A 15,254-nucleotide genomic window follows, 5' to 3' on the forward strand; every position below is an offset into this window, starting at 1 on the left:
CTTCTGGAGAAGCAGCATAACGACATGGTTGCCGAGTCTACTTTGTACTTTGTACTTGAGACCTTGTACACTTTCTAGAAGTAACCTACTTTCTTTCTCGTTTCCATCGCCGCTTCGGATCGCTTGTCATCGATTCTGGCACCTCGCTCTGAAATAGTCGATTGACGAATCTCACCCACTACGTCTTCGAGCGAAACAGCCTCAGAAAGCACTGCGGCAGTACAAGTCATATCCCCTACCGTTCTGAATCGTACCATTCTCACTTCCACCTCTTCGTGTGCCTCTCGGTACACATGCTCATTGGCAGTCCAGATCATGCCGTCACGGAAGAAAACCTCCCGCTCATGCGCAAAGTAGATCGATGGAATCTCAATATTTTCAGTTTTGATATACTCCCAAACGTCCAATTCAGTCCAGTTGGAAATCGGAAAACAACGTACATTCTGTCCATTATGGATTTTACCATTCAGCATATCAAAAAGCTCCGGACGCTGATTTTTTTCATCCCACTGACCAAAGTCATCTCTAACGGAGAAAACCCGTTCTTTAGCCCTGGCTTTTTCCTCATCCCTTCTCGCACCACCTATACAAGCATCGAATTTGAATTCTTCGATGGCATCCAGAAGCGTGGTAGTCTGAAGAGAGTTTCTACTGGAATATCTGCCACGCTCTTCACGCACTTTCCCCTGATCTATGGAATCCTGCACATTGCGTACGATCAATTCCAAACCAAGCTCTTCTACCAATTTATCCCGAAACTCGATGGTCTCAGGGAAATTATGCCCTGTGTCCACGTGCAATAAAGGAAAAGGAATTTTCGCAGGATAAAATGCCTTTTGAGCCAATCTCACCAGTGTGATGGAATCTTTTCCTCCGGAAAAAAGCAAAACCGGACGCTCAAACTGCGCCGCCACCTCACGGATGATGTGGATCGATTCTGCTTCCTTAGGATTAGGTGTTAATAGGTTGTTCATTTCCTTACTGTTTATGTCTTCTGTGTGACTTCATTATTCGCTATTCGGTATTCATCATTCTTAATTAATCTTTTAATATCGAATGAAAAATGATGAATAATGAATGTTGAAGTTCTAATGTCTTATGTCTAAAATCTTATGTCTTGAATCTTGATTCTAAAATCTTGCGTCTCACTTAGCGTGTAAGCCACACTCCTTTTTCGAATCTTCCCACCACCATCTTCCGGCTCTTGCATCTTCACCTTCCATAATCGCCCGTGTACAAGGCGCGCAGCCTATGCTGATAAAACCCTTGTCGTGAAGTGGGTTATATGGAATATTCTTTTCGTTTATATAATTGATCATGTCTTCAAATGTCCAATCCAATAAGGGATTGAACTTCAGAATCTGATTTCCTTCATCCCATTCGATGCGTTTCATTCCTGATCTATTGGCTGATTGCTCGGCACGAAGTCCGGTGATCCAGACATCATTTCCCGCCAAGGCTCTTTTTAAAGGCTCTACCTTGCGGACAAAACAGCAGGACTTGCGGTTTTCAACCGAGTCATAAAAACCATTGATACCAATTTCAGATACCAGCTTTTCAACAGAATCGGTATTGGGATAATAAACTTTGATATTTTGCTTGTACTTGGCTTCGGTTCTGGAAAGCAGATCCAAGGTCTCCGGAAACAATCTCCCCGTATCCAGGGAAAAGATGGAGATCGGCAGATGTGCTTCTGCGATCAATTGCGTGATCACCTGATCTTCCTGACCCAGAGAAGTAGAGAAAGTGACTTTGCCCGGAAATAAATCCGCGATCAAGGCCAATCCTTCCTGTGCACTCAGTTCACTCAACTGAGCCTCTAACTCATGCATATTCTTTTCGAGTGTCATCTTCTTTTACTTTAGGTACAGATTCCCAGATTCTCTCATGGAAATAAAACAGGATGATTTTGGAAAAAACTTCCACAGATCCTATGGAGATCGCCATGACCAATTCTCCGGTCACGAAGTAGGATATAATCATGGTGTCAATAGTCCCCACGATTCTCCAAGAGATCGACTTGAGCAAGCTCTTCGTATTGCTATCCTTTCCAGGCTTACTGGCAAACAGCTTTTTGAGTGGTTGGTCTAAAATCATACTAGGTTTATTACGAGCGTAAAGCACAAAAGTATATAAACCCTATAAAATATATAGGGTTTATGGTAAAAAAATTTTATTCTTCTTTCAGAATATCCTCTAAGGTCTTGTTTTCCAGTATTTTGAGTGTCTCGTCACGAACTTGGATCATGACGCGGTTTATGCCACAAACAGCTTCATTTTTACATTCAGCACAGGGTTCATAGTAGTTTAGGCTCACACAGGGGAGCAAAGCAATGGGTCCATCCAACAATCGGATCACTCGGGAAAGTGGAATATCCTTGGGTTCCTTGATCAGGTAATAACCTCCACCTTTTCCTTTTTTACTCCCGAGCATCCCTGCCTTTTTCAGTTCCAATAAGATGTTCTCCAAAAACTTATGTGAGATCCCATGCTCTTCGGCGATTTCCTGGATCAGCACTGTCTTCTCATCTTTGTGTCTGCCCAGGTAAGTCAAGGCATGTAGGGCGTATTTTGTCTTTTTAGAAAGCATAGACAAAAATAAACTTTTTGAAGGAATACCCTAGTACAGAAGTAGGCTTTTGAAATTTTTTAACCTATCAATATTTAGAAATAAAAAAACCATTGAGACAATTTATAAATCAATGGTTTTAAGAATATAACAGAAACCCTCGAGGCTTGAGAAACCTCAAGGGTTAAGTGCTTCTTCTACAGCAACTCCATACTTCTCACAACTTAGAATTATTTTAACCTCCTTTTATTGGTAGTAAATCAGCCTCACTAATCCAATTCAAACCTATATAGATTCGCTTTCCCATCATCCAAATAGCCAATCAGATATTGATCATTATCAGGCACTGCTATGATGCTCACTTCCTGATCCAATTCTAAAATTTTCACCGGATTCCCATCCCAATCATAAACAAGTACTCTATCACTTTTCAATGGAAACTGGTACTCCCAGGGTTCATCAGAATAGAGAACATAGATAAAATTTTCTGAAACAGAGGTTCTTATATTTCCAAACCTATTTTCCTTACCGATAGGTGCAGCGGTTTCTGAAGCTGTCTCCATACTTCGGAATTCAGGAGGCCAAAAATGCAAGGATCTATTTATCACCAAATTATTTCCATCTTTTGCCTCTAAAATGTCCATATTATAAGAAAAAGTAGAGGTGCTTAGTATGATAGGTTTAGATGGATGCTTAATTAACCTAAACTGATACGCCAATGCCAAAACCATTGGATTAACCCCTTTGAAATCACTTGAATAAGGATATTCTCCAATAGACCCCTTCATTTTACCTCCTTCGAGGAGCGTATAAGGTTTGTCACCCAAGGTAGCACCCACAAATTTATTCTCGCCCACCTTCACTACAGACCTAATTTCAAAATCGAATTTACCTTCAAATGGAATACATTCAGGATCTTCATCGTATTCTAAAACTTGTTCCAAATAAAACTCTTGAAACTCCCTAGTTTGTCTCTCAAACAATCCAAGCTTTTCTCCTTTTTCACCCGTTCTGACCATAAACGAAAACCCACTTAGCTCACAAGGTCCTTGGCCAAACTTTCCAAACTTTTTTAAGAACTTGTCTTGCTCAACGTCAAATATTTTATAGAGATAATCCATTTCATCATCATAGGCAATTAATACATCTCCTATTGATAATAAATCGACAACCTTAAATAAAGAATCTGATGCTTGAAGCCTATATGATGAAACTGGTTCAGTATTTTTAAATTCTTGAATTGGGTCAATTCTTTCAATTTCAGAATTACATGAATAGAGAAAGAGCAATCCTGAAAAAACTCCAAATACAAACAATAGTTTGTTCTTCATATTTTCAATAAATCCAAAGTATTTACCTCAATAAAAGAAACTTTTCTTTTATACATATTATACATAGGGGCAATCAACTTTGACCCCATGTACCACTACCTGGTTTGTTATACCTTCATCTGGGTCGATGAAAGTTACTACAACACAATCATTCCAAGGGTTATCTAAACAGCAAACCAATGCCGGATCCGGTACGGATGCTTTTGCCTCCCAATACTCAAAACCTAAAATCCAAACCAAAATCAATAAAATAAATGCTATCCTTTTCATAATATTAAAATTTAAACGGTTAAACAAAAAGTTTTTATACGCAAAAAACTTGAACTAAACTTACCCCCCTTTTTTATAAATCCAAATTTTAGTTTGAATATTTTTTTTGGAAGGTTAGTTAAGGCGCTGATAATCAACACGATAAATTTAGTTCGCGGTTAAATACAATTTATAACATATTATTATTCAATTATTTACCTAAAAACAAAAACATGCTATCAAACAACGTAAAACTAAATTTGAAAGAACTAAAATTAAAAATCCCCAACTGTTGAGCTGGGGATTTTGGACTTGGATAAAATGTTGAAACCCTTCGCCTTCCGTAACTTAGGCAGACTGGTTTTTCAGATTGATAAAACCTTCGAGGTCGAAAAGACCTCAAAGGTTACAATTCCTACAACAATTCCACACTTCTCTTCACAAAAGCAGTCAGGTCTTTACCTGTAAGCAAGCCTTGAGATAGAAGCGCCAGATCAAATGACTGCTTAGCTATTTTGATCTTTTCTTCTTCAGTTTCTGCTTTCAGAACTTTATCCACCACTGGGTGGTTACCGTTGATGGCCACTTTGTACGCATCGGGAAGTGAACCGTAGAAGCCCATTCCTCCACCACCAGTGGCAGCCATCTCTTTCATTCTGCGCATAAATTCCTCCATAGTAATCGTCACTGGAAGCTCTTCAGGGCTTAAGCCTTCCACTTCTACTGTGTAAGTCTTGTTGTTGATCGCCTTATCGAAGATTCCCTTCACTTCCTTGCTCTGATCTTCAGTCAGTAGGTTGGCGTAAGTTTCATCCTTCTGGATCAGCTTCTCAGCCACATCAGCATCTACGCGTTTCAGAGACGTTTTTTCCAGCTTGCTTTCCAAGTTCTGGATAAAGTGACTATCGATCGGTGAGTCCATCACCAGGACATCGTAGTCTTTCTTATTGGCAGATTGGATGAAGCTATCCTGCTTATCTGCGTCCGTGGCATAAAGAATGACCGTTTGCTCATTTTTATCGGTTTGATTCGCTTTGATCTTCGCTTGGTATTCCTCGATCGTGAAAAACTCTCCTTTGGTATTTTTTAACAATGCGAAGTCTTTCCCTTTTTCGTAGAATTTCTCCTCGGAGATCATTCCGTATTTCACGAAAAGGCCAATATCATCCCACTTGTCTTCGTATGCCTTTCTGTCTTTTTTATAAAGTTCAGCTAGCTTATCCGCCACTTTCTTAGTGATGTAAGAATTGATTTTCTTCACATTCCCGTCCGCCTGCAAGAAGCTTCTAGATACGTTCAAAGGAATATCCGGAGAGTCAATCACGCCATGAAGCAACATCAGGAACTCAGGCACAATGTCTTTGACCTCATCGGTGATAAACACCTGACGGCTGAATAGCTTGATCTTATTTCGCTGAAGTTCGAATTCATTTTTCACTTTAGGGAAATACAACACCCCCGTCAAGTTGAATGGATAATCCACGTTCAGGTGAATCCAGAACAGCGGATCCTCAGACATTGGATACAGCTCCTTGTAGAATTTCAGGTAATCCTCATCCTTCAGATCACTAGGAGATTTGGTCCAGATCGGCTCTGTGGTGTTGATGAAATTATCTACCTCCACAGATTTCCATTTCTTCTCCCCTTTGTCATCCACTCCATCTTCAACAGATTCGGTTTTTGTGCCAAATTTGATCGGGACAGGAAGGAATTTAGCGTACTTGTCCAGGATTCCCTGTAGCTTGAATTTGTCCAGAAACTCTTCAGAATCCTTGTTGATATGAAGGATTACGTCTGTTCCGCGTTCTTTTCTTTTGCCTTTAGAAATCTCGAAAGAAGTAGAACCGTCACAGGTCCATTTTGCTGCTTCTGCACCTTCTTGGTAGGAAAGTGTGTTGATTTCCACTTTATCAGCAACCATGAATGCCGAATAAAAACCTAAACCGAACTTTCCGATGATCTCATTGGCATCTTTGGCGTCCTTGAATTTCTCCACAAACTCCTCAGCTCCGGAGAAAGCCACTTGGTTGATGTACTTTTTGATCTCCTCAGCCGTCATCCCAAGCCCCTTATCGGAAATGGTAATGGTTTTCTTTTTCTCATCAAAGCTCACTTCCACAGTCGTATCTCCGAGTTCGCCGGAATACTGACCTAATGTCGCAAGTCGCTTGATTTTTTGAGTCGCATCGACAGCGTTGGACACTAGTTCTCTTAGAAAAATCTCGTTATCAGAATAGAGAAACTTCTTGATAATCGGGAAAATGTTCTCGGTATGTATCGAGATGGTGCCTTTTTCCTGCATGGCTATAAATTAGTTTAGTTAAACACATTGTTTGTCGGGCAGAGAATTACAAGTGTTGTTCCAAAGGGGAATTGGTGTCATTTTGGCAGAGCCGAAAGTCAGAAAGGAAAGTGAAAAATGAGAATTCAGAAATCTGAAATTTGTCGATTTTAGATTTCTCACTTCTGACTTCTGACTTATCTTTGGTGATGCTAAAGGAAATCTCCGTCCTAATTCAGAAAGAGCTTACCCTCGAGTGGCGCCAAAAATATGCCCTCAATGGGATTTTACTTTATGTGGTTTCGGCAGTTTTTATCACGTATCTAAGTGTAGGAGCTAGGGAAGGGAATATTTCCGAGCCTACCTGGAATGCCTTGTATTGGATCATTATTCTTTTTTCGGCAGTGAATGCCGTGGCAAAAAGTTTTGTGCAAGAGCATCAAGGACGTCAACTCTATTATTACATGATTGCTTCTCCGGAAGCGATTATTCTTTCGAAAATTATCTATAACACCGGGCTTACGCTAATTTTGGCACTTTTGGGATATGGGGTTTTTTCAGTGATTTTGGGAAATCCTATCCAAGACCAAGGCTTATTTCTGCTCAATTTGGTTTTAGGGGCAATGGGCTTTTCGGCAAGTCTCACTATGGTCAGCGGTATAGCTTCCAAAGCTGGAAATAACGCCACGCTGATGGCGATTTTGAGTTTCCCTGTGATTATCCCTATTCTTTTGATGGCAATCCGTATTTCCAAAAACGCAATGGATGGTTTAGATTGGAGTGTTAGCTCCGATAAACTGATTTCACTTTTAGCGATCAATGCAATTGTAGCCGCAGCAGGCTATATTTTGTTTCCCTACTTGTGGAGGTCGTAACCTTCATTATTCGTAATTCAACTTTCTAAAGGATTTTCCATTTTCCCCATAAACAAAATCGCTCCACTGTGTTTCTCCTGGATAAAGAAGATAAATGGTCTGTCCAAAGTAAAAACCGTCGGGGTATTATCGGGAGGTAGGCTGGTCACTCCTATCTCTATGATGGTGGCCGCAGCAGCTTCTGTACCTTTTTCATCTACTTCAATCAGTGCCTGGTGGATTACCCTACTGATTTTCAAAAGATCAGCTGAATTAGAGAACAACTGGGTGAAATTATCCGGGTGAAAATCAAATGGTGTAACCAATCCCATGGCTTTCAGATCATCCCCAAGGTTATTGATTTTATAGTCAATCTTAAATTTTGGCATTTTCAAGATCAAATTCACATCTCTGGTGTTATTTCTCCACTCGTTCAGTTTGTCCATGGTCAAATAGGGATAAAGCTGGGAGAGATCTCCACTTTCGTTGGTCAGAACACCCATGATGTATTGCCCTGTACTGTAGGGAATCTCCAGATAGGTGTAGTCTGAATTGTCATAGCCTTTGAAAGCTGCAGGCTCACCCAAGTTCATCATGTCGGCCATGATTTCCTCGCCATTGCGGAGCGTGAACTTTTCTTTTTGCGTATTTCCTTCAGGAAAATTATAAGCCCAGTCTCCTTTAAAATAAATCGCATTGACCAGGTACATCACCGCATCAGCCGGAATAGCATCCAGCATCTCCCGGATGAGTTCATTCGTTTGTCTTTCTATCCAGTGATTGATGACATCTACGGCTTTTGGATCCCGCATATTGAGAGCTGCTATCTCCGCATTGAAGTATTGCTGAGATGAATTTTTGAAGGGAATCTGAACTTCATATCCCTCTTTGTACCAAATCCCATTTGCAATACCCAATTCTACCTTAGGATCCACTTCCAGCAAAAAAGTAGTCAGGTCCTTGACCGCCTGGTTTGCTTCTTCCAAACTCATCCCTTCCATCTGCAAGACTTGGATAAATTCTTCCAAAACCTCCCCATCGTTGCCATTCATCGCCATTGCCAAAGCCTGATGAACCGAATATGGACTGAAAAAGATATTCTCAGCTTCCCCATTTGTAGCAATTTGTTGAAAAAGGTTGATAGCAAATTGGGTATTTGCCTCGGAGAGGCTGTTTTCTTCCAAGGAAAGGGTTCTCAGATTTGCCTCCACCTTTCCTGAAGGCCCCTCATCCTCTCCGGACACACAGCTAAAACAAAGCATAAATACGGAAAGAAGAGCTATGCTTACTAAAAGCTTTGGATACGTCTGGAATTTGGCAAATAATGTTCTCATAGCGGTCAATTTTCATCCAGACGTTGACTTCGCTTAAAATGCTACTTCAGGACTAAAATAGGATCAGAAAACCGATCTCAATGATGAATTCCTCCTCATTTTATCCAGATCTCCCTCCCACTTCAATTTTCCACGAAACTCTTTGATCCGCTTTTGCCTTTTCAATGTAAGGATTAGCTGCAACCCTTTTTCCACTGTAGCCTTCTTGGTAGTCAAGCCTGTTGCTTCCATTGCTTCCTGCATGAGTTTTTCGTCGATTTCTATATTTGTCCTCATAATGTGTATAGTTTCACAAAATACAGCTTTGGTTTCATTTCCTCCAGCCCATTTTCTTACCTCTGTTCAACTTTCCCCGGGAAATCACATTTTATCTTATCAAAATGAATGAACCCTTCGGGGGTTAATCTTTTTGGTGTCATTTGCTTAAATAACCTTCATTCTATCTAAAACCCTCGAAGGGTTTTGCCCAAAAACGATTTCCCTGAACTTTAAGCAGCTACCTTATCCAATTTGAGCAGATACTGTTAACTTTGCAGGCATATTTCGTCAATCAAACCAGACATGAACGAGCGATACATGCAGCGGGGAGTTTCCGCATCCAAAGAAGATGTACACCAGGCCATTTCAAAACTTGACAAAGGGCTTTATCCCAAGGCTTTTTGCAAGATAGTGGAAGACACGCTTGGCAACGATCCCGATTTTTGCAATATCATGCATGCTGATGGAGCAGGGACAAAGTCCTCCTTGGCATATGCGTACTGGAAAGAAACCGGAGACCTCAGCGTATGGAAAGGAATCGCGCAGGATGCGATCATCATGAACACCGATGACCTGCTTTGCGTAGGTGCAATCAATAATATTTTAGTTTCCTCTACCATAGGCAGAAACAAAAACCTGATCCCGGGTGAAGTGATCTCAGCGATCATTGAAGGTACTGAAGAGGTTCTTCAGATGCTTCGTGACAAAGGCGTCAATGCCATACTGACTGGCGGAGAAACTGCCGATGTGGGTGATCTGGTCCGAACGGTGATCGTGGACTCTACCGTGACCTGCAGAATGCGTAGAGACGAGGTAATCTCCAATGACAAAATCCAGGGTGGTGATGTGATCGTGGGTCTAGCTTCTTACGGACAGGCAAATTACGAATCCACCTATAATGGCGGAATGGGAAGCAACGGGCTTACTTCTGCACGCCATGATGTTTTCAACAAAGTACTCAAAACTAAATATCCCGAGACCTTTGATGCCTCCGTGCCCGAAGAGCTAGTGTACTCCGGAAAATATAACCTCACCGATCCGGCTCCGGGAGCTCCTGTAAATATTGGTAAGTTGGTGCTTTCGCCCACCAGAACCTACGCTCCCATCATGGTGGATATCCTGAATTACCTCAGGCCAAACATTCACGGCTTGGTGCATTGCAGCGGAGGAGCTCAGACCAAAGTCCTTCACTTTGTAGATGATGTCCACGTGATTAAGGACAACTTATTTGAAACCCCACCGCTCTTCAAAATCATTCAGGAAGAGTCTGGCACAGATTGGAAGGAAATGTACAAGGTCTTCAACATGGGCCACAGAATGGAAGTTTATCTGGATGAGCGCTATGCCGAAGAAATCATAGACATCGCCGAATCCCATGGGGTAGAGGCACAGATCATCGGTAGAGTAGAGCCACATCAAGGCAAAAAAGTAACGATTACCAGCCCTCATGGCGTTTTCGAATATTAAGTTATCTATCTAACTGAAATCATATCAGTACCAGTATTTTCCTTGCTCCCCTGGTCAGAAGACCGATGACGGGAGACCCGCCACGGCGGCCAGGCAGAAGGACCGGAAAAGCTAGTGTTCAATATTTATTAAAACACTTTAGCCTTTAACTGATAAAATTGTGGGTATCCATATTTAAATGGCAATGAAAGGGAAAAATATATTACTAAAAACTACAAAAGTCCTCAGCTGGACTTTTGTTGTTTTGTTGGTAATAGGATTGATCACTTTGACCAAAGTAGATCGCTCCCCGATTCAGGATCAGGATTTTTACAAGCAGACTTTTGCCGCATTAGAGCAACTTGATTTTCCAAAAACCCAAGGAGAAAGCTGGCTGGCCGGCTGGGCTCGTACCAATATGACTCCGCCTCAGCCAGTACCCCTAGTAGGCTATGCTCCCCGCGGTAATTATGAATTTGTACAGGACAGCTCCTTTGTGAAGGCACTCACACTTTCCAATGGTAAGACCCAAGTGGCCTGGCTGAATTTTGAGCTGCTGATCGTACATCCTGCCCTGGCAAATCAAATCCAAGAAGCAATCAAAAGCAATGAATTACCCATAGATCAAGTCATCTTTACTGCCACGCATACCCACTCCGGCATGGGCGGATACATGCCCGGCCCTATGGGAGAATTGGCTTTTGGAGGGTATGATCAGACTACCGTAGACCTTTTGGTGAAAAGCAGCCTAAATGCCCTGAAAAATGCACTGGCTGCCCAAGACACGGTGTCCATAACCTTCCGGAAATCGGATGCTGGAAACTTAGTCGCCAATAGATTTGTGAAGGATGGCCCGAAAGACCCCTTTGTCCGTCAACTTATTTTTACCAAAAAGTCTGGCAAAAAAGCAACCTTTCTCACCTACTCGGCCCATGCCACTGCGATGACCACTAAATTCATGGGACTATCCGGTGACTATCCTTTCTACCTCATGGAGAATCTAGAGAAAAGAGCCTTTGACTTCGCTATCTATGCTGCCGGTACAGTGGGAAGCCACATGCCTTTGCGGCCAGGAAACTCCCCAGAAAAGGTTCAGCAGTACGCCCATGAACTAGACTCTACCCTCGCATTGAAAATGACCTACTTTGCCACGGTAAAGAAGCCTCAAATCCGCCATGCAAGCTTGCCCATCTCCTTGCGCGAACCCCATCTTCGCATTTCGGACAACCTTCGCCTTAGACCATGGCTTTTTAATTACCTGCTAGGAGACACTAACCCCCACTTTGATATCACCTTAATCGGCAACACGCTGATGATCGCTTCCAGCGGTGAGCTTTCTGGTGTTTTCTATGAAAAGTGGGATCAGCTGGCGCAAAGCAAAGGCTTAAACCTGATCGTCACTACGTTCAACGGAGGCTATATCGGATACATCACGCCAGATGAATTATATGACGAGCATTATCATGAAGTGCGGGAAATGAATTGGTATGGACCAGGAAACGGAAAATACTTTGATGAGATGATCCTGAGGATTATTTCCAAATCGAATCCCTAGTTGGCACAAAGGAGTTTACTCTTATCATGCGCTATGCATTAAATAAATCATCACCACTATGAGCCTTTCCACCCTAAAAAGTATCTATCAATGCAAGTGTCCTCGCTGCCATCAAGGCGATATGTTTTTGCGTGGAAAACTGCTCAGCTCCAAATTTTCTGTGATGAATAAATGCTGCGCTCATTGCGGACAGGCCTTTGAGCCGGAGCCAGGATATTACTTCGGAGCCATGTTTGTGAGCTATGCGATTAATACGGCATTGTTTATTACGGCATGGCTAGCTTTATCCATTGTCCATCCGGATTATTCACTGACTCTTCTGCTGGCCATACTAGGGATCACGGTACTGATTTTTGTACCTTTTATCTATAGGATCAGCAGAGCTATCTGGATTTCCATTTTTATAAAATATAGTAGCGAAGACTTTCCTGATTCGCCTGATAGAGCAGTCCGGAAATAAAGTTGAAGTCAATTCATTTTAATCTCCAAACCTGGGACTTCACCCATCCTTCCATAAAGCGCTGCTCTTCTGTTTTACTAAAACCCTTCTTGGAAAAAAATCCCGAGTAGTCTGGGAGATCCTTGCGATGATGACCCGCCACCAATCGAAAGAAAGTAATCATCACTTGATTCAGGAATTTTTGTCTGTAGTTTTTTGGGCGAAAAAAATCTGCAAATACTATCCTTCCACCAGCTTTTAGCGCAAGCTTGATTTCTTCTAAAAGTGATTCAATTGCTTCATCAGGCAGGGTATCCAATACAAAATGCAGCCAGACTTCATCAAACTTTTTCCCAGCCTCGAAATTGCCTAAGCGGAAATCCAGCTGGCTGAATTGGAGATTTGCCTTCGCTTTTTTCAGCATGCTGTCGGACAATTCCCAATATTCCCCAGAAATATCAGCCTCGATTTCAGCGTAATCCAGCCCATCTCCCCCACCGATAATCAAGACACGTTTGGACTTGGTATCATCCAGAAAACATAGTTTAGCCTCTTTTAGCTTTTGCCCAAAAATGAACTTTACCAAAGAAGAATACCAGGGAGCAAGTAAACTATACTGATCTTTCACTAGTTTAAAGGAATGAACTAATTCCCAAAATACCCTTTTTATGAAGAATCTATTTAAAACCATAGGCGGTCTGCGCCAACTTTTATCCACCGTCGATCTGGATCAAATCTCCAAACTTTCCCAAAAAGTAGATCTCTCCAAGATGGTGGGGCTGGTATCCCAAATGAGCGACGAAGACCTGTCGAAAATGATGGGAATGCTCAAAGGCGGCAGCAAACCCAAAACCATTCCGCCGATCAATGGAGATTTTTATGAGCTGGGCAAAACCCTTGCTCCACAGGAGCGGGAAATCCAACTCAAGGTGCGAGAATTTATGGAGCGGGAAATCAAGCCTATCGCAAATGACTACTGGAACCGTGGTGAATTCCCCATGCAGATCATCCCCAAAATGGCCGAACTGGACATTGCCGGATTGACTTACCAAGGCTATGGCTGTCCCGGACACTCGGCGCTGCTGGAAGGTTTTGTAGCTATGGAAATGGCGAGAATCGATACTTCTATCTCCACATTCTTCGGAGTGCAAAGCGGCTTAGCCATGGGCTCCGTTTACCTCTGTGGTTCTGAAGCCCAAAAGCAAGAATGGCTACCTGCTATGCAAAAACTGGAGAAAATCGGGGCATTTGGCTTGACCGAGCCTGAAGTCGGATCCGGTGTAGCAGGAGGTTTGACCACTACTTGTAAAAGAGAAGGCGATGCCTGGGTGCTGAATGGGCAGAAAAAATGGATTGGAAATGCTACGTTTTCCGATATGACTGTCATCTGGGCGAGAGACCTGGACGATCAGCAGGTGAAAGGATTTATCGTGCGAAAAGAAAATCCCGGATTCAAAGCAGAAAAGCTGGAAGACAAAATGGCGCTGAGAATAGTACAGAATGCCCTGATCACGCTTACGAATTGTGAGGTACCGGAATCAGACAGACTGCAGGAAGCGAACTCCTTCCGGGACACTTCCAAAGTACTGCGCATGACCAGAGCCGGTGTGGCATGGCAGGCCGTGGGCTGTGCCCGAGGGGCTTATGAGTTGGCTTTGGCTTACACCAATGAACGCAAGCAATTCGGCAGACCTATCGCATCCTTCCAACTCGTTCAGGATCTTTTGGTGACTATGCTGGGTGATCTGACTGCCATGCAGACGATGGTATTCAGATTATCGGAAATGCAGGACGATGACATTCTGAAAGACGAACATGCTTCCCTAGCCAAAGTTTTCTGTACCCTTCGTATGCGCTCCATTGTGGATCATTCCCGTGAACTTTTCGGAGGAAATGGCATTTTGCTCCGCCATGATATCGCGAGATTTGTAGCAGATGCTGAAGCAGTTTACAGCTATGAAGGCACCAAGGAAATCAATTCCCTGATTGTAGGCCGGGCCATTACCGGGCATAGTGCATTCGTCTAAAGTAACAGTAAAATAGCAGGAATCAAGAAGGCGATTTCCATTCGCATCCGGATCTGTTCAGGGCTAGAGTCAGATTTGAAAAAGCTCAAATAGTGGACAAACAACATCAACAATACTAAACCCGGGAAGATCCTATAAAGAGAATTCACCAGTAGCAAGCCAATTAAAGCGACTAGGATTAATCCAATTGCGAGCTGGTGAATTCTCGGGTTTAGTTTCTCCTGAGGGATAATGGTGGCGATGGAAGAAAAGCCAGATTCCGAATCGCTTTCCTTATCCAAACTGGAAAGCATAATCAGATTTAGGTAAGCTAAGCCCATGTATAAAAGCGTCAGGCCAAAAGCCGTCCAGGTATAATCTATGGCTGGAGCTTCATACCAAGGAAGCCAGGAAATCCCGATTACATAGAATATAGCGGAACTGAGTTCCTTCAGACGGGCTTGCTTAGCTGCCAATTTCCTCACGGCAAGCATGATCCCGAGAATCACAACCCCAAGCCCTGCACCAAAAAACAATTCCTGAGAAAACCCAAAGAATTTTATCGCCCCATACAGACCAATACATCCAACAATGCTTAACATGAGCAGTAAAGGCTTTTGGTAAATCAGATGGAAATGATGTCTATCTTCTGCATGCTCAGCTGCCAGTTTTCGCGCATCCATCAAATGATCCGCGGTATAAATACACCAAACAGCCATAGCCAGCAGCGCATATTCCTGCCAGTCCAATTCTACTCTTAGTGCTCGCTCAAAAAAAAGCATTCCAGCCATTGAGCCAAGAACCACATCCAAAGAAAGCCAGGTAAGCCGCTGATAGATTTTAAAAAGAAACTGCACGGATTAAAGATAAGGCGAATGGGCAAAAGTCCATAGTTGGTGCTCGGATGCTCGTGGATATTATTTATTTTACGG

Annotated in this window: 16 protein-coding genes; 5 read left to right on the forward strand and 11 right to left on the reverse strand. The window is 42.6% G+C overall.

Going from position 1 to position 15,254, the window contains the following annotated elements; all coding sequences use genetic code 11:
- Window positions 1–74: 74 nt before the first annotated feature.
- The 7 genes from cysD to htpG form a co-directional block, all read right to left on the reverse strand.
- On the reverse strand, window positions 75–974 hold the full coding sequence (cysD, locus tag PBT90_RS16070) for a sulfate adenylyltransferase subunit CysD (RefSeq protein WP_264807534.1): 900 nt from the start codon (window positions 972–974) through the stop codon (window positions 75–77).
- 171 nt (window positions 975–1,145) lie between these two features.
- Entirely contained in the window at window positions 1,146–1,850 is a 705-nt protein-coding gene (locus PBT90_RS16075; protein ID WP_270130001.1) for a phosphoadenylyl-sulfate reductase, read from the reverse strand.
- The gene (locus tag PBT90_RS16080; RefSeq protein WP_264807536.1) at window positions 1,825–2,097 is read right to left on the reverse strand and encodes a DUF2061 domain-containing protein; all 273 of its coding nucleotides are present in this window, start codon (window positions 2,095–2,097) and stop codon (window positions 1,825–1,827) included. The genes PBT90_RS16075 and PBT90_RS16080 overlap by 26 nt, the downstream gene beginning before the upstream one ends.
- A 76-nt stretch (window positions 2,098–2,173) precedes the next feature.
- A complete protein-coding gene (locus PBT90_RS16085; RefSeq protein WP_264807537.1) occupies window positions 2,174–2,590 on the reverse strand; it encodes an RrF2 family transcriptional regulator in 417 nt (138 codons plus the stop codon).
- A gap of 248 nt (window positions 2,591–2,838) precedes the next feature.
- Window positions 2,839–3,900 carry a TolB-like 6-bladed beta-propeller domain-containing protein gene (locus PBT90_RS16090; protein WP_264807538.1) on the reverse strand — a complete coding sequence of 354 codons (1,062 nt, stop codon included), beginning with the start codon at window positions 3,898–3,900 and terminating at the stop codon, window positions 2,839–2,841.
- Window positions 3,901–3,957: 57 nt separating this feature from the next.
- Window positions 3,958–4,170, reverse strand: a complete 213-nt coding sequence (locus PBT90_RS16095; RefSeq protein WP_264807539.1) for a hypothetical protein — start codon at window positions 4,168–4,170, stop codon at window positions 3,958–3,960.
- A gap of 394 nt (window positions 4,171–4,564) precedes the next feature.
- Window positions 4,565–6,451 (reverse strand): molecular chaperone HtpG, encoded by a 1,887-nt coding sequence (gene htpG / locus PBT90_RS16100; protein WP_270130004.1) that lies wholly within the window; start codon window positions 6,449–6,451, stop codon window positions 4,565–4,567.
- 188 nt (window positions 6,452–6,639) lie between these two features.
- Between htpG and PBT90_RS16105 the strand changes: the two genes are divergently transcribed.
- On the forward strand, window positions 6,640–7,305 hold the full coding sequence (locus PBT90_RS16105) for a heme exporter protein CcmB (RefSeq protein ID WP_270130006.1): 666 nt from the start codon (window positions 6,640–6,642) through the stop codon (window positions 7,303–7,305).
- Between the two features lie 17 nt (window positions 7,306–7,322).
- Here PBT90_RS16105 and PBT90_RS16110 read toward each other — a convergent pair whose 3' ends face one another.
- A complete protein-coding gene (locus tag PBT90_RS16110; RefSeq protein ID WP_270130009.1) occupies window positions 7,323–8,618 on the reverse strand; it encodes a serpin family protein in 1,296 nt (431 codons plus the stop codon).
- Between the two features lie 63 nt (window positions 8,619–8,681).
- Window positions 8,682–8,894 (reverse strand): type II toxin-antitoxin system VapB family antitoxin, encoded by a 213-nt coding sequence (locus PBT90_RS16115; protein WP_270130011.1) that lies wholly within the window; start codon window positions 8,892–8,894, stop codon window positions 8,682–8,684.
- A gap of 285 nt (window positions 8,895–9,179) precedes the next feature.
- Between PBT90_RS16115 and PBT90_RS16120 the strand changes: the two genes are divergently transcribed.
- The 3 genes from PBT90_RS16120 (at window position 9,180) to PBT90_RS16130 (ending at window position 12,337) form a co-directional block, all read left to right on the forward strand.
- On the forward strand, window positions 9,180–10,343 hold the full coding sequence (locus PBT90_RS16120; protein WP_264807543.1) for an AIR synthase related protein: 1,164 nt from the start codon (window positions 9,180–9,182) through the stop codon (window positions 10,341–10,343).
- 184 nt (window positions 10,344–10,527) lie between these two features.
- Window positions 10,528–11,877 (forward strand): neutral/alkaline non-lysosomal ceramidase N-terminal domain-containing protein, encoded by a 1,350-nt coding sequence (locus PBT90_RS16125; protein ID WP_270130013.1) that lies wholly within the window; start codon window positions 10,528–10,530, stop codon window positions 11,875–11,877.
- 58 nt (window positions 11,878–11,935) lie between these two features.
- On the forward strand, window positions 11,936–12,337 hold the full coding sequence (locus PBT90_RS16130) for a DUF983 domain-containing protein (RefSeq protein ID WP_270130015.1): 402 nt from the start codon (window positions 11,936–11,938) through the stop codon (window positions 12,335–12,337).
- Between the two features lie 13 nt (window positions 12,338–12,350).
- On the opposite strand, the gene PBT90_RS16135 is transcribed toward PBT90_RS16130, so the two are convergent.
- On the reverse strand, window positions 12,351–12,944 hold the full coding sequence (locus PBT90_RS16135) for a class I SAM-dependent methyltransferase (RefSeq protein ID WP_270130017.1): 594 nt from the start codon (window positions 12,942–12,944) through the stop codon (window positions 12,351–12,353).
- Window positions 12,945–12,984: 40 nt separating this feature from the next.
- On the opposite strand from PBT90_RS16135, the gene PBT90_RS16140 reads away from it, so the two are divergent.
- On the forward strand, window positions 12,985–14,343 hold the full coding sequence (locus PBT90_RS16140) for an acyl-CoA dehydrogenase family protein (RefSeq protein WP_264807547.1): 1,359 nt from the start codon (window positions 12,985–12,987) through the stop codon (window positions 14,341–14,343).
- On the opposite strand, the gene PBT90_RS16145 is transcribed toward PBT90_RS16140, so the two are convergent.
- Entirely contained in the window at window positions 14,340–15,179 is an 840-nt protein-coding gene (locus PBT90_RS16145) for a hypothetical protein (protein ID WP_270130020.1), read from the reverse strand. The genes PBT90_RS16140 and PBT90_RS16145 overlap by 4 nt on opposite strands.
- Between the last annotated feature and the right edge of the window lie 75 nt (window positions 15,180–15,254).

The organism is Algoriphagus sp. TR-M9 (assembly GCF_027594545.1).
GTDB classification, from domain to species: domain Bacteria; phylum Bacteroidota; class Bacteroidia; order Cytophagales; family Cyclobacteriaceae; genus Algoriphagus; species Algoriphagus halophytocola.

What these genes read in the sequence shown, in the direction of transcription:
- PBT90_RS16110 (WP_270130009.1), bottom strand. Translation starts at nt 8,618, where the DNA reads ATGAGAACATTATTTGCCAAATTCCAGACGTATCCAAAGCTTTTAGTA.
- htpG (WP_270130004.1), bottom strand. Translation starts at nt 6,451, where the DNA reads ATGCAGGAAAAAGGCACCATCTCGATACATACCGAGAACATTTTCCCG.
- PBT90_RS16090 (WP_264807538.1), bottom strand. Translation starts at nt 3,900, where the DNA reads ATGAAGAACAAACTATTGTTTGTATTTGGAGTTTTTTCAGGATTGCTC.
- PBT90_RS16105 (WP_270130006.1), top strand. Translation starts at nt 6,640, where the DNA reads ATGCTAAAGGAAATCTCCGTCCTAATTCAGAAAGAGCTTACCCTCGAG.
- PBT90_RS16130 (WP_270130015.1), top strand. Translation starts at nt 11,936, where the DNA reads ATGAGCCTTTCCACCCTAAAAAGTATCTATCAATGCAAGTGTCCTCGC.
- PBT90_RS16080 (WP_264807536.1), bottom strand. Translation starts at nt 2,097, where the DNA reads ATGATTTTAGACCAACCACTCAAAAAGCTGTTTGCCAGTAAGCCTGGA.
- PBT90_RS16125 (WP_270130013.1), top strand. Translation starts at nt 10,528, where the DNA reads ATGAAAGGGAAAAATATATTACTAAAAACTACAAAAGTCCTCAGCTGG.
- PBT90_RS16140 (WP_264807547.1), top strand. Translation starts at nt 12,985, where the DNA reads ATGAAGAATCTATTTAAAACCATAGGCGGTCTGCGCCAACTTTTATCC.
- cysD (WP_264807534.1), bottom strand. Translation starts at nt 974, where the DNA reads ATGAACAACCTATTAACACCTAATCCTAAGGAAGCAGAATCGATCCAC.
- PBT90_RS16075 (WP_270130001.1), bottom strand. Translation starts at nt 1,850, where the DNA reads ATGACACTCGAAAAGAATATGCATGAGTTAGAGGCTCAGTTGAGTGAA.
- PBT90_RS16095 (WP_264807539.1), bottom strand. Translation starts at nt 4,170, where the DNA reads ATGAAAAGGATAGCATTTATTTTATTGATTTTGGTTTGGATTTTAGGT.
- PBT90_RS16120 (WP_264807543.1), top strand. Translation starts at nt 9,180, where the DNA reads ATGAACGAGCGATACATGCAGCGGGGAGTTTCCGCATCCAAAGAAGAT.
- PBT90_RS16085 (WP_264807537.1), bottom strand. Translation starts at nt 2,590, where the DNA reads ATGCTTTCTAAAAAGACAAAATACGCCCTACATGCCTTGACTTACCTG.
- PBT90_RS16115 (WP_270130011.1), bottom strand. Translation starts at nt 8,894, where the DNA reads ATGAGGACAAATATAGAAATCGACGAAAAACTCATGCAGGAAGCAATG.